At 75.1% G+C, this 12675-nt stretch carries 13 protein-coding genes; 7 read left to right on the top strand and 6 right to left on the bottom strand.

Going from position 1 to position 12675, the window contains the following annotated elements; genetic code table 11:
• Positions 1–534: 534 nt before the first annotated feature.
• From pqqA to pqqB, 4 genes are read left to right on the top strand one after another with little or no spacing between them, the layout of a single operon-like run.
• Positions 535–702, top strand: coding sequence for a pyrroloquinoline quinone precursor peptide PqqA (gene pqqA, locus O1G21_RS00610; protein WP_270139769.1), 168 nt, complete (start codon positions 535–537; stop codon positions 700–702).
• The gene (gene pqqC, locus O1G21_RS00605) at positions 687–1403 is read left to right on the top strand and encodes a pyrroloquinoline-quinone synthase PqqC (RefSeq protein WP_270139768.1); all 717 of its coding nucleotides are present in this window, start codon (positions 687–689) and stop codon (positions 1401–1403) included. The genes pqqA and pqqC overlap by 16 nt, the downstream gene beginning before the upstream one ends.
• Positions 1400–2809, top strand: a complete 1410-nt coding sequence (pqqE, locus tag O1G21_RS00600) for a pyrroloquinoline quinone biosynthesis protein PqqE (protein WP_270139766.1) — start codon at positions 1400–1402, stop codon at positions 2807–2809. Before pqqC ends, pqqE begins: the two co-directional genes overlap by 4 nt.
• A 39-nt stretch (positions 2810–2848) precedes the next feature.
• Positions 2849–3745, top strand: a complete 897-nt coding sequence (gene pqqB / locus O1G21_RS00595; RefSeq protein ID WP_270139764.1) for a pyrroloquinoline quinone biosynthesis protein PqqB — start codon at positions 2849–2851, stop codon at positions 3743–3745.
• Positions 3746–3810: 65 nt separating this feature from the next.
• Here the strand turns inward: pqqB and O1G21_RS00590 are convergent, their stop codons facing one another.
• The 5 genes from O1G21_RS00590 to O1G21_RS00570 all read right to left on the bottom strand — a co-directional run bounded on the left by O1G21_RS00590 (position 3811) and on the right by O1G21_RS00570 (position 10175).
• Positions 3811–5409 (bottom strand): outer membrane protein assembly factor BamB family protein, encoded by a 1599-nt coding sequence (locus tag O1G21_RS00590; protein ID WP_270139762.1) that lies wholly within the window; start codon positions 5407–5409, stop codon positions 3811–3813.
• A 225-nt stretch (positions 5410–5634) separates the two neighbouring features.
• A complete protein-coding gene (locus O1G21_RS00585; protein ID WP_270139761.1) occupies positions 5635–6273 on the bottom strand; it encodes an endonuclease in 639 nt (212 codons plus the stop codon).
• Between the two features lie 66 nt (positions 6274–6339).
• Positions 6340–7227 (bottom strand): Rieske (2Fe-2S) protein, encoded by an 888-nt coding sequence (locus O1G21_RS00580; protein ID WP_270139760.1) that lies wholly within the window; start codon positions 7225–7227, stop codon positions 6340–6342.
• A gap of 143 nt (positions 7228–7370) precedes the next feature.
• Positions 7371–8504, bottom strand: a complete 1134-nt coding sequence (locus O1G21_RS00575; RefSeq protein ID WP_270139759.1) for a hypothetical protein — start codon at positions 8502–8504, stop codon at positions 7371–7373.
• A 42-nt stretch (positions 8505–8546) separates the two neighbouring features.
• Positions 8547–10175, bottom strand: a complete 1629-nt coding sequence (locus O1G21_RS00570) for a M48 family metalloprotease (RefSeq protein WP_270139757.1) — start codon at positions 10173–10175, stop codon at positions 8547–8549.
• A 371-nt stretch (positions 10176–10546) separates the two neighbouring features.
• Between O1G21_RS00570 and O1G21_RS00565 the strand changes: the two genes are divergently transcribed.
• Both O1G21_RS00565 and O1G21_RS00560 read left to right on the top strand, forming a co-directional pair.
• The gene (locus tag O1G21_RS00565; RefSeq protein ID WP_270139755.1) at positions 10547–11452 is read left to right on the top strand and encodes a DUF5133 domain-containing protein; all 906 of its coding nucleotides are present in this window, start codon (positions 10547–10549) and stop codon (positions 11450–11452) included.
• A 104-nt stretch (positions 11453–11556) separates the two neighbouring features.
• Entirely contained in the window at positions 11557–11781 is a 225-nt protein-coding gene (locus tag O1G21_RS00560) for a DUF6480 family protein (protein WP_270139753.1), read from the top strand.
• A 28-nt stretch (positions 11782–11809) separates the two neighbouring features.
• Here O1G21_RS00560 and O1G21_RS00555 read toward each other — a convergent pair whose 3' ends face one another.
• On the bottom strand, positions 11810–12070 hold the full coding sequence (locus O1G21_RS00555; protein WP_270139751.1) for a hypothetical protein: 261 nt from the start codon (positions 12068–12070) through the stop codon (positions 11810–11812).
• A gap of 124 nt (positions 12071–12194) precedes the next feature.
• Between O1G21_RS00555 and O1G21_RS00550 the strand changes: the two genes are divergently transcribed.
• A complete protein-coding gene (locus tag O1G21_RS00550; protein ID WP_270139750.1) occupies positions 12195–12653 on the top strand; it encodes an SRPBCC family protein in 459 nt (152 codons plus the stop codon).
• Positions 12654–12675: the final 22 nt, after the last annotated feature.

Raw genomic sequence — 12675 nt, 5'->3', positions numbered from 1 at the left:
GATGCACCGTCAGCTTCGCCAATCCCGGCCCCCGGGCGGCAGGTCGCTCCGTCACCGATCGGGCATGACAGCTGTCACCCCCGGCACCATGACCGCCGTCAGCCCGCCGATGGGCCCCGCGGGCCCTGCGCCCGGGTGAACCCGTGACCCCGCTCCACCTCCGCCACGTGCAGGTGTGGCTCCGCCGGGACGGCCCGCGCGGTCCGCCGAGGGCGATTCCGGCCCGGCCACGGTCGGCGCCTTCCGCCCGTGGCGCGCTCTGGCGTCACTCGACCGGGTGAACCGCGTGCCGGTCCCCCCGAAGCCCGGCTCCGACCGGGCGGGAGCGGGCCCGGCAGCGCACCGCGGACCCCCGTTCGTGGGCGTCCGACACCGCCTCCGCGCGGTTCTCGACCGGCGCCCACCCGTGCGGGCTCGTAGCGTCCCCGCAGAGGGCGTGTGCCCTCTCCGGCCCCGATTCGGACCCCGAATCGGACCCCGAATCGGACCCGGAACCGGATCCCCGAACCGGATCCCCGAACCGAGGAGGCAGCCATGGATGCCGCTCGTACCCCGACACCGCCGCCGAGAGCCACCGCCGCACCCACGGCCCGGCCGGTGGGCACCAGGCCCGCCTGGTCCGCACCCGCGGTGGAGTGCCACCGCACCGGCGCCGAGGTCACCGCCTACGCCGGCCGGGCCCCGCAGTGGCGCGACCGCTGAGCCGCGAGCAGTTCGCGGCCAGGCTGTACGACCTGCGCGGACGGTACTGGGACACCCACCCGTTCCACCTGCGCCTGCACTCCGGTGGCTGCACACCACCGGAGCTGCGGCGCTGGGTCGCCAACCGCTGGTACTACCAGCTCTGCCTGACCCGCAAGAACGCCGCGATCATCGCCAACTGCCCGCTCCCGGAGGTCCGTCGGGCCTGGGCCGGCCGGCTTGCCTACCAGGACGGGCTCCATCACGACGGCCCCGCCCAGGACGGGCCCGGAGCCGAGGGCGGCCTCGCCGACTGGCTGGTGCTCGCCGAGGCGGTCGGCCTGGACCGCACAGAGGTCCTCGACGAGCGGCACGTCGCCCGCGGGGTGCGTTTCGCCGTCGACGGCTACCTGCACTTCTGCCAGACCCGGCCCTGGACCGAGGGAGCGGCGGCGGCGCTCACCGAGATGTTCTCGCCCGACCACATGGCCGACCGCGTCACCGCCTGGCGCGAGCACTACCGCTGGATCGACCCGGCCGGCTACGCCTACTTCGAGCACCGCATCCCGGTCGCCCGCCAGGACAGCGCCCGCACCCTGGAACTCGTCCTGGACCACTGCGTCACCGAGGCCCAGCAGCAGGCCGCCGTGGACGCGCTGGCCTTCAAGTGCGAGGTGCTACGGGCCATGCTGGACGCCGTCGACTACGGAGCCGACCGATGAGCACCGCCCCGGCCGTCCCCACCGCCCCGGCCGATCCCGTCCCCGGACTGCGCGCGGGCGTCCGGCTGGTGCACGACCCGGCGCGCGGCCGGTCCGCGCTGCTCCACCCCGAGGGCGTGCTGCTGCTCAACGACACCGCCGCCGCCGTCCTGCGGCACTGCGACGGGCGCCGCGACGCGCGATCGCTCGCCGCCCGGCTCGCCGAGGAGTACGACGGGGTGGACGGCGCCCAGGTCGACGCCCTGCTCGCCGAACTCGTCGAGCGCCGGCTGCTCACCCTGGACGGCACCGGCGCCCCCGTCCGGCCCGCGACGGCCGCCGCACCTCCCGGCGGCGCGGTCCGCGCACCCGCCCCGCTCGGACTGATCGCCGAACTCACCTACCGCTGCCCGCTCCAGTGCGCCTACTGCGCCAACCCGGTCGAACTCTCCCGCTACCGCGCGGAGTTGGACACCGGGCAGTGGCTGCGGGTCCTCGAGCAGGCCCGCGGGCTCGGCGTGCTCCAGCTGCACCTGACCGGCGGCGAACCGCTGCTGCGCCGCGACCTGACGCAACTCATCGCTCACGCTGCGGAGTTGGGCCTCTACACCAACCTGATCACCAGCGGCGTCCCGCTCGCCCCCGGGCGCGCCGAGGAACTCGCCGCGGCGGGCCTCGACCACGTGCAGCTCTCGCTCCAGGACGCCGAGCCGCGCAGCGCCGACGCCATCGCGGGGATCGCCGCCCACGACCGCAAGCTCGCCGCGGCCCGGCAGTTCACCTCCGCCGGCCTGCCGCTGACCGTCAACGCCGTGCTGCACCGCGGCAACCTGGCCCGGCTCGGCGCCCTCGCCGACCAGGCGGTCGAACTGGGCGCCGACCGGGTCGAGCTCGCCCACGTCCAGTACTACGGCTGGGCCTGGCGCAACCGCGCCCACCTCGCCCCCGACGAGGAGCAGGTCCGGCAGGCCGAACGGGACGTCGCCGCCGCCCGGGAGCGCCACGGTGAGCGGGTCGAGATCGGGTACGTCCCCGCCGACCTGCACGGCGGCACCGTCAAGCCCTGCATGAACGGCTGGGGACGCGAGCAGCTGGCGGTCGCCCCCAACGGCGACGTCCTGCCCTGCCTCGCCGCCGCGCAGCTGCCCGGCCTGACGGTCCCCAACGCGGTCACCGACGGACTCGCGGCGAGCTGGCACGACTCGCCCGCGTTCAACCGGTTCCGGGGCACCGACTGGATGCCGGAGCCGTGCCGCAGCTGCGCCCTGCGCGAGTTGGACCACGGCGGCTGCCGCTGCCAGGCCTACCAGTTCACCGGCGATCCGGCGGTGACCGACCCGGCCTGCCGGCTCTCGCCGCACCGCCACCTGGTCACCGAGCCGGTCCCGGCCGAGACGCCGACCCCGGTGCCCCGGCGCTACCGCTGAAGGCCCCTCCCGCCGAAGCCCGAGTACGGGAGGAATCAGGTGAAGATCAGGGTCCTCGGGACCGCCGCGGGCGGCGGCCTGCCGCAGTGGAACTGCGGCTGCGCCGAGTGCGCCGCCGCCCGCCGCAGCGGTGCCGAACGCAGCCAGGACTGCCTGGCGGTCAGCGGCGACGGCCGGGCCTGGTACCTGGTCAACGCCTCCCCGGACCTGCGGACCCAGCTGCTCGCGGCACCCGAACTCGCCCCCGCCCCGGGCACCCGGGACACCCCGCTGCGCGGCGTCCTGCTGACCAGCGGCGAACTCGACCACACCCTGGGCCTGCTGACCCTGCGCGAGGCCGACCGGCTGACCGTGCACGCCACCGAGCCGGTGCGCCGCGCGCTCCACCAGGCCTTCCCCGTGGGCCCGTTGCTCGCGTCCTACACCGGATCCCACTGGCACACCGTCACCCCGGGCGAGCCCGTGGAGCTCGCCGGCGGGCTGCGCGCGGAAGCCTTCGCGCTCGGCGGCAAGCGCCCCCGCTACGCGGCCGACCTACCCGGCGAGGGCCGGCCGGACCGTACGGACTGGGTGACCGGCTACCGGTTCACCGCGGCGGACGGCGCCGCGTGCGCCGTGTACGCCCCGGGGCTGGCCGAGTGGACGCCGGCCATGGACCGCGCGGTGGCCGGGGCGGACCTGGTCCTGCTCGACGGCACCTTCTCCACGGCCGACGAACTCGCCGAGCGGACCGGCGGCGCCCGCCGCTCGCCCGGCATGGGCCACCTCGCGGTGCGGGACTCGCTCCCGCACCTCGCCCGCCGACCCGGCCCCCGCTACCTCTACACCCACCTCAACAACACCAACCCGCTCGCCCGTCGCGACCCGCCCCGGGCGGCGGATCTGGCGGCGGCGGTCGCCGCGGTCGCCGAGGACGGCATGCTGATCGAACTCTGACCCGACCGGACACGGATGTGCCCGACCGCCGAGCGGTCGGGCACACCCCGGTTCGCGTGGGCGCTCTACTGGCTGCCGAAGGCCACCAGGTGGCCGTCCCTGGTCCCGACGAAGACCCGGCCGTCGTCGGTCGCGGGGACCACGAACTTGGCCGCCGTGCCGATCGGGAAGGAGCGGCGCAGGTGCATGACGCCGTTGACGGGCACCGCGTCGTAGACCCGCAGCTCGCCGCCGACGCCGCCCGCACCGGAGCCGGACCACACCGCCCAGACCAGCGCGGACTTGGGGTTCGGCCCGTAGGAGGTGACCGCCGGGGACCCGGAGCCGTAGCCGAAGCCCTCGTTGCTGGTGCCGATGCTGCTCAGGACCGGGACACCGGCGCCGTTCACGCTGTACTTGAGCGCGCGCAGCGGGGAGCGGCCGTTGCCGGTGTCGGTGGCCACCGTGTAGACGTAGCCGCCGCCACCGCCGAAGACGGAGGGGTGGCCCCAGACGCCCTCGAAGGGGCCGGCCATGCTGACCGGGTTGTCGGTGCCGTTCGGGCCCTGGCCCATGCCGCCGAGGTTGTCCCGGTCCAGCAGGAAGACCCGGCCGTCCTTGCCGACCTGGACCAGCAGGTGCGGATGCGCGGCGGTGCCGAAACCGGACGGCAGCGCCATCGGGCCGCCGGAGCCGAGATCGGTGTCGTTCTTGTCCAAGGTCCGGTTGTCGGTGGGGCTGAAGAAGTCCCTGGCGCTGAGGCTGCCGTCGCTGTTCACACCCAGCCGGACCACCGACTCACCGAGGTGCCCGGGAGGCCGGTTGCCGGGGCCGGGGCTCGGCGAGGCGCCCGTGCCGGCTCCGTTGCCGGTGGCGAGGAAGATCCGGCCGGAGCCGTCCGAGACCAGCCCGCCGCCGCTCTGCCAGATGCCGGCCTCCATGGAGTCGGAGCCGGCCTCGGTGGACCACAGGGTGACCTTGCGGGTGGAGGCGTTCACGCCGACGACCTGGCCGACGTACGGGCCGGTGTCGCAGTAGGAGGCGAAGGCCGCGTACACGGAGCCGTTCATCAGCAGCAGACCGGGGCGCTGCGCGGCGGTCTTGGCGTTGAACGGGTGGCCCGGGCTGTTGGTCGGCGTGCCCTGGATGGTCACCGGCCAGCCCGTTCGCTCGGCGCCGGTGGAGGCGTCCAGCGCGTGCATGTACCAGTGCGGGTGGTCGACGTCGGGGCCGTCGTTGACCTTGCTGGTGAGGTAGACGGTGTTGGACGACGGGTCGTACACCGGTGTGCCGGTGATCCCGGTGTGGGCGGCGGGGTCGTTGCAGCTGACGGTCGAGGTGGGCCACGCCGCGCCGAGGTGCCGGCTCCAGTTGGTCCTCCCGGTGGCGGGGTCGAGGCCGAAGACGTCGTTGTTCTCGGTCGCCGCGATCACGTTCGTGCCGGTGACCAGCGGCTGGGCCAGCACCGCGCCGTTCACCGCGGTGGACCAGCGCTGCCCGAAGTTCGACGAGGACACCTGGGCGGGGGAGAGGTTCGGCTCGTTCGCGTCCCACCCGGTGCGCTTGTTGTTGACCGACACGGTGGTCTCGACGGCCCGCGCCGGTGTCGCGAAGCCGAGCAGCAGCAGGCCCGCCGCGGCCGCCGGCCCCGCCTTCAGCCGGAGCAGCGTCCGCCCTCCTCTCACTCCTCCGTCTTTCCGGTGCGTCGGTGAACTGAGTCGCGTCATGTGCTCCGCCTGGTCTCCGGTTTGCCGTGGACGCTGTGGTCCGGCCCGAAGGGCCCATGGTGGTGACACATCGTCAGTTAGTGGTGCATCCGGGTGGCGACGCGGCGGCGGCTTCATGCGAGGGGAGCAGCGCCCGGCGGCTGAAGGAGCCGCGGGGAGGTCAGGGAACGGACGGGCTCGCGCTCAAGCGGCTTGCAGTTCCTCCAGCGCCCCCTTGGACAGGCTGACCCGGACCAGGGCGGCGGCCAGCCGGGCGTGGTCCTTCGGCGGGACGAGGCCGCCCAGACCGCGCGGGGTGTGCGGCAGCCCGAGCTCCTCGGCCGCCCCGCACGCCCGCTCGTCGAAGTACGGGCGCAGCCACGGCCACACCGTCTGGACCTCCCGGCAGAAGATGTCCGCGCCGACCGGCCCGATCCGCGGGACCTCCTGCAGCAGCTCCCGCAGCGAGCCCGGGTCGCCGTCGGCCTCGTCGCGCAGCCTGCGCAGGTCGCCGTGCCAGCGGTCGAGCAGGAGCTCCGCCCCTTCGCCGAGCGCGGTCGCGGTGCTCTCGTCGTACCGGACGTAGTGGGCCCGGCCGAGCGCGTCCACCCGGTCCTGCCAGCTGGAGTCGGCCATCGCGCGGGGCGTGCGGTACCCGGCGGCGGACAGCTCCCGGGCGGCCTTGGTGGCGGTCTCGGCGCTGATCCGGATCGAGCACAGGACGGTCAGGACCAGCAGCCGGTACAGCGGCGAGGGCTTGTCCCGCAGGGTGATGCCGGCCTCTTCGGCGTACGTCCGGCCGTGCTCGGCGAGCAGCCGGGAGGTGATCGTGTCGACCGTCATGGTGTCGGCACCTCCAATGGGTGGGTGTCCGTCAGGCCCGGGCGAAACGCGACCGGTGACGGCCGGTCAACCGGCCCCTGGCAGCCGTACCTCCAGGTGCCCCGAGAGCACCCGGGTCTCCAGTACCGGCTGCGGTGCGGTGGCGGGGCCGCTGACCACCTCGCCGTCCCTCAGCCGGAACTCGCTGCCGTGCCAGGGGCAGCGCAGGCAGCCGTCGACGACGGTGCCCTCCGAGAGCGGGCCGGAGAGGTGGGCGCAGCGCTCCGCGAGCACGTGGCAGCGGTCCCCCTCGCGCACGACGACCACGGCGAGTTCGCCGGCCCTGCGGCGGACCGGCTGCCCGACGGGGAAGTCCTCGACCGCGCCGAGCGCGGCCCAGTCCGCCGGCGCCAGCCGGGGGACCGCGGCGGCCCGGTCGGGCCCGGCGGCCTGCCGGTAGGCCAGGTGTCCGCCGAGCACCCCGCCGGTGGTCACGGCGGCCATCCCGGCCAGGCCGAGCAGCCGGCCGCGGCCGCGGCGCCCCCGGCACCGGGCCAGTAGGGATCCGGCGTACAGCAGCACGCCGCCGGTGTTGGCGAGCGCGTGCACCAGGCCGGTGCGCCGCCGCGGCGGGTCGAGCCGGGCCCAGTCCACCCAGCCCGCCAGCGCGGCCGGCCCGGCGGACAGCAGGCCCGCCGCCACCAGGGCGTCGGCCGAACGGCTCCGGCCCGGTGCGAGGTCCAGCAGTCCCGCCGACGTCCAGCAGCCGATCGGCAGCTGGACCAGCGCGGGGTGCAGCGGGTGGCCCAGCCACACCCCGCGCAGGGCGTCCCGGGACAGGCCCAGCGGAAGGGCCTCGACCGCGTCGGCGAGCGGCCCGGCCGGGGCGTCCAGCACCTCCCAGTGCGCGGGCGCCTCCAGGGCGCGGCGCAGCCGACGGGACCAGCGGTGGGTGTGCAGAGCTGAGGCGTTCATACCGGGCGGCTAGCCCGAGTCGGCGCGGCCAAACCCGCTGCCGGCCCCGGTGTCGGCCCGGTGGCGGGCTGACCGGGAACGCCCCGTGGCCCCCACTCCGCTCGAGCGGGAGTGGGGGCCACGGGTTTCCGCCGGGCGCCGGGTCAGGCCTTCTTCCCGGCCTGCGCGACGGCGCCCTGGACGGCGTCGACCCGCAGACCGATGAAGGCCTGCCGGGGGTCGTTGAAGTTGGTGAACGGCTGGGGGATGACCCGGCCGAGCGCACGGTACTGCTCCAGCGCCTCGGTCGGGCGCCCGGCCTTGGTCAGGGCGTAGGCGAGCCAGCCGCGGGTGTACTCCATCCGGGGGTGGTCCGGGTCGGCGGCCGCGAGGTCGGCGAGGGCGGCGTCCAGGGCGGCGCCGACCTCCGGCCGCTTCCAGGCGGTGGGCTTCTCCCGGTCCTGGGCGAACTGCTCGAAGTAGGCCTCCAGCTTGATCGGGGTGAGCAGGCTGCCGGGCGGTGCGGCGGCGATCGCCTCGTCGATGAAGCCGTGCATCAGCTCGTGGCTGCCGTGCCACTTGTCGCACCAGTACTGCAGCGCCCGGTTGTGCGCCGCCCAGTGGTGCGGCTCGCGCTTGGTGAGCTCGCCCCAGAGCTCCCGGAAGCGGTCGTTGGACCAGTTGAGGCCCATCGCGACGGGGATCTGGGCGACCCACGGGTTGGGGTCGTCGTCGGGGGCGAGGGCGGCGGCCGCCACGGCGGCCTGCTCGGCCTCCAGCAGGACCCGGCGGAAGCTCTCGAACTGCTCGCGGGTGACCTGGCTGGCCCGGGCGCCGGTGCGGATGTTCCAGGCCAGGTAGACCAGGGCGTCCGCGTGGACCAGGGCGGCGACCGGATCCTGTGGCCGCTCCGCGCGCCAGGCGCGCAGCCAGGTGTCGTCCTCGGCCGCCAGCTGGGCCAGCTCGCGCTGCCGCTTCCAGCGCACGTCGGCCGAGACGTCCGCGCCGAGGTGGGCGGCGGCCGGCTGCCAGTCGCCGGCCTTGGCGGCGGCGAGCGCGGCGGCCTCCTCGGGGCCGGGCTCGCCGTCCAGGACCATCTCGCTGGCGGGCAGCAGTCCGTGCTCGGACGGGACGATGGTGTGCTTCGCCCGGTCCTCCTCGGCGAGCCGCGCCTCGTGCTTCGCGATGGTGGCCTTGGCCCGCTCCAGCTGGGCCAGCTTCCGCTTGGCCAGCCGGGTCATGACGACCGGGAACAGCAGGACGAGGCCGACGACGGCCAGCACGATGATGCCGATCAAGGGTGTTCCTTCCGTGGCGTGGTGGTCGGTCCGCCGGGCCGGTCAGACGGCGGGGGCGACGGGCGCGGGGAGGCCGGCGCCGGTGAGCAGCGCGCGCAGCGGCGCGGTGTCCGGGGTGTCGGCGCAGGCGGCGTCCAGGGCCGCGTCGAAGCCCTCCTCGATCCCGTCCGGCAGCCGAAGCTCGGCGGGCCCGGCCCAGGACAGCTCCCAGCCGGCCAGGCCGGCCTCGGCCAGCGCGGTGACGACGGCGTGCGCCAGCTCCTCGCGCAGCATCGGGCGGGCGAACTCGCGGGCGGCCCGGCCGGTCGCGGCGGCGGCCTGCTCGCTCTTGGGCAGCCGGTCGGTGAACTCCCAGGCCCGGCCGGCGTCGACGGCGTCGAGCAGTCCGTGGACGGTGGCGGGCAGGCCCAGCCCGGTCAGGGCCCGGTGGGCCGGGGCGGAGGCCTCGCGGGCGTGGGTCAGCATCGCCGTGCGGACCAGTTCGGCCCATTCGACCCGCTGCTTGCCGGCCGCCTCGGGGACCAGCGTGACGACCTCCAGCTCGGTGAGCACCCGCTCCGCGTCGTGCAGCAGCGCGAGGGCGGGGCCGGCGGCGCCGGGGCCGCGCCCGTCGTCGGGCAGCTCCTCGATCGCGGCGACCCGCAGCCGGATCGGAGGGTGCGAGTCGTAGGGGTCGGGAGCCTCCTCGGGCAGGTCCAGCGCGTGCTCGGCGAGCTCCGCCCGGCGCTTGGGGTCGCTCAGCAGGTGGAGCAGGCCGCCGTAGACCTGGCCGGGCGGCGGGAGCAGGCCGGCGTCCCAGCCGATGGTGGCGTAGCGGCTGAGGTAGAAGTCCTGGGCGGCGACCAGCGTCGGCATCTTGCGCAGCGCCGAGGCGGTGGCGTCGCGGCCGGCGAGCCGGGCGGCGACCTGGTCGGCCGCGTACTCCTGGCGGCGGCCGACCGCCTCGGAGATCCGGAAGTACAGCTTGGCGTAGAGCGCGAAGAGCTTGGCGAGGACCCGGTCGACGCCGCCGGTCGCCTGCTCCCGGGACGGCTTGCGGCCCTTGGCGAGCCGCTTCTCGGCCTTGGCGGCGAGCTTGGCGGCCTCCTCGGCCTGGTGCTGGTCGGCGCGCTGGTGCAGCCCGCCGATGGTGTGCAGGAGGGCGCGGCGGCCGGCGACGGTGACGGCGGCCAGCTTGACGTCCCGGTTGCTGTAGTGGCCGAACTCGTGGGCCAGTACGGACTCCAGCTCGCCCTCGGTGAGGCCGAGCAGCAGCGGGGCGCCGATGACCAGGTGACGCTTGCCGGGAATCAGGCCGAGCAGCCTGGTCTCCTCGAACACGCCTGCGTTGACCTGGGGCACCAGCCGGATCTCGGCCGGTCCGCGGACGCCGGTCCGCTCGGCGATCCGGTCGACCATGGCCCACACGGCGGGCTGCCGCTCGCGGGTGAGCACCACGCCGGGCAGCTCGCCGTCGTGCTCGCGGCGGCGGGTCAGGAACACCACCCGGACCACCGGGTAGCCGATCGCGACGCTCAGGGCCCAGATCTTGAGCAGCCCCGGGCCGAAGTGGCCCAGCTCCTGGTACAGGGCGACGTCGAGGGCCAGCTGGCCCGCGAGGATGCCGAGGGCGAGCAGGTAGAAGCCGGCGAGCAGGGCCACGGCCGTGACGGCGCGGCCGGATGTGCTCATGGCGGTGGAACGCTGGGGCGCGCCCATGCGATGGTCCTCCCCCTGGGCGCGACGACAGGGCGGCGCGCGGTCTGTGCATGGTGAACGGGTGTACGACGAGTGAGGATCGTAGCGGCCACGGGACGTCCCGCGCACCGGAGTTCTTGCCCCCGGAACACGGCTCCGACCTGCGGGTTCGTCGCGAATTCCGATTCGTGCGGGCTTGCGGGGATTCCTTACCCCGATTCGGCTGCAGTGGCCGAGAGTAACGATTCCCGCCGGGTGCGAATCGCCGGACAAGCCCTGGCCGGCTGACCCGAACGGCCCCCGGCCGGGGTGCGGTTCCCCGGCGTGATCGGTTGCATACTGTCCGGACACGTCCGGAGGTTCTCATGCCCATGGTGGATGTCACGGCGCTCGGCCGACTGGTCGCGGAGTACGACGCCCTGTCGGAGCTGCGCTCGCCCGAAGCCCAGCAGCGCCTGCGCGACGTCTGCTACACCATCGCCGTCTACACCGGCGAGACGGACGCCGCCCGCGCCGTCGCGGTGGCCCGCGCCCTGCTGGCCCCGGGCCGCCGGGGGCCCGTCGACGGCGCCGCCGTGGCGACCGGGCCGGTCGCCGACCGGGACCACGGGGCGCTGCTGGCCGAACTCGGCGAACTCGCCGAGCGGGAGCGGGAACGGCACCGGACGTTGTCGACCCTGCCGGACGTCCTCCAGCTGACCAGGGTCGCCGTGCCCGGCAGCGTCGGCGCCGCGGTGAGCACCTGGCACGACGACGGCACCGTCGAGACGCTGGCCGCCGGCTCCCCGCAGTTGCTGGCGCTGGAACGGGCCCAGGGCGAGGCGGGCGCCGGGCCGCTCGCCCGGATCCGCCGCCAGGGCCAGGGGCAGCTGCTGGTCCGGCTCGACCCGGGCCGCCCCGGGCGGTTCGCGGACCGGGCCCGTCGCTGCGGGGTGCGCGCCGTGGCCACCGAGCACCTGCGTACCCTGCCGCACGGGTGCACCGCCTTCAGCGTCTACCTGCGGACGCCGGTGGAACCCGGCACCCCGGCGAGCGCGCTGGTCTCCGTCCTCGCCCTGCAGGCCTCGGTCGCGCTGGACCGCGCGGCCCTGGCCCGGACGGTCGCCGACCTGCTCGACCGCCGGCACGCCATCGGTCCGGCCATCGGCGTCACCATGGAGCGGTTCGGGGTGCCCCCGCACACCGCGCTGATCCTGCTCGCCCGGGCAGCCCAGCGGCTGGGCACGGACCTCGACACCGTGGTCCACCGGCTCGCGGCGGACGGCCGGTAGCGGTCGACGGACCGGGGACCGGGTTCGCGGGAACGGTGGTGTTTCCGAGCGGCGGCCCGGGGCAGCCGCCGGGTGTCGGAGCCACTTCGACTTGGGACGACATCATGACCACACCCGATCCCGATCCCGACCGCACCCCGGCGCTGGACGAACACGGCGCACTGCCCGGCGGGGACACCCCACCGGCCGAGGGTGGAATCTCCGGCATCTCGCACCCGGAGCCCGTGGAAGTACGGCGGGCCTGGGGGCCCTGGCCCGCCGTCGTGATCGTGCTACTGGCGCTGGCGGTCTCCGCCATGCTGGTCGGCATGATCGTCGTACTGGCCTGACGCGCCCTGCGGCCCGTCGGCCGGGGGGTCAGCGACCGCTGGCCGCGAGGGCCTCGCGGACGGTCACCAGGCAGGGGTCGCAGTACCGGTCCGGTACCGCCGCGCCGGTGCCGTCGGCGGCCGGTACCACCCGTTGGGACGGTTCGAGGAACCGCCCGCACAGCGACGCCGTCGCGTCGTCCTTCGCCACCACGTGCCACACCACGGCGGGCGGCGACACCGCCGGGTCGTGCTCGGCCCACATCTCGTACACGGCGACCTCCGGGGTCTCGGGGCTCGGTCCCCCCATGCAACCCCGGGACACCCCGCTCGGCCACCGGGCCGAGTCCGGTGGGATGGTTACGCCGTTGGGAGACGGGCACACGCGCGGTCGGCCGGGACGGACCCGGCCGGGAGACCCGAGGAGGCCCCAGATGAGCATGGTGAAGGAGTCCGTTGACGTCGAGGTCCCGCTGCACGCCGCCTACAACCAGTGGACGCTGTTCGAGGAGTTCCCCCGCTTCATGGAGGGCGTCGACGCGGTGACCCAGATCGACGACCGCCACAACCACTGGCGCACCAGCATCGGTGGGGTCAGTCGGGAGTTCGACACCGAGATCGTCGACCAGCAGCCCGACGAGCGGATCGCCTGGCGGACCACGGACGGCGACGTGGAGCAGAAGGGCGTGGTGACCTTCCAGCGGCTGGACGACCTGCACACCCGAATCAACATGGCCATCGACTTCCGGCCGGAGGGCATGGCCGAGAAGACCGCCGACGTGCTGGGCGTGGTCGACCGGCGGGTGAAGGGTGACCTGAAGCGCTTCAAGGAGTTCATCGAGGAACGCGGCCGGGCGGAGGGCGGCTGGCGCGGCCGGATCAGCCCGGGCTGATCCCCACACACCGGTGCGGCCC

It is taken from the genome of Kitasatospora cathayae (genome assembly GCF_027627435.1).
GTDB lineage: Bacteria > Actinomycetota > Actinomycetes > Streptomycetales > Streptomycetaceae > Kitasatospora > Kitasatospora cathayae.
The sequence above is the reverse complement of the archived record's forward strand: the minus strand, read 5'-3'. Positions and strand labels throughout refer to the sequence as shown.

Bases quoted from the DNA above. Each gene is read 5' to 3' on its own strand.
- O1G21_RS00550 (WP_270139750.1), top strand. From the start codon at position 12,195: ATGAGCATGGTGAAGGAGTCCGTTGACGTCGAGGTCCCGCTGCACGCC.
- O1G21_RS00565 (WP_270139755.1), top strand. From the start codon at position 10,547: ATGCCCATGGTGGATGTCACGGCGCTCGGCCGACTGGTCGCGGAGTAC.
- O1G21_RS00585 (WP_270139761.1), bottom strand. From the start codon at position 6,273: ATGACGGTCGACACGATCACCTCCCGGCTGCTCGCCGAGCACGGCCGG.
- O1G21_RS00580 (WP_270139760.1), bottom strand. From the start codon at position 7,227: ATGAACGCCTCAGCTCTGCACACCCACCGCTGGTCCCGTCGGCTGCGC.
- pqqA (WP_270139769.1), top strand. From the start codon at position 535: ATGGATGCCGCTCGTACCCCGACACCGCCGCCGAGAGCCACCGCCGCA.
- O1G21_RS00560 (WP_270139753.1), top strand. From the start codon at position 11,557: ATGACCACACCCGATCCCGATCCCGACCGCACCCCGGCGCTGGACGAA.
- O1G21_RS00555 (WP_270139751.1), bottom strand. From the start codon at position 12,070: ATGGGGGGACCGAGCCCCGAGACCCCGGAGGTCGCCGTGTACGAGATG.
- O1G21_RS00570 (WP_270139757.1), bottom strand. From the start codon at position 10,175: ATGAGCACATCCGGCCGCGCCGTCACGGCCGTGGCCCTGCTCGCCGGC.
- pqqE (WP_270139766.1), top strand. From the start codon at position 1,400: ATGAGCACCGCCCCGGCCGTCCCCACCGCCCCGGCCGATCCCGTCCCC.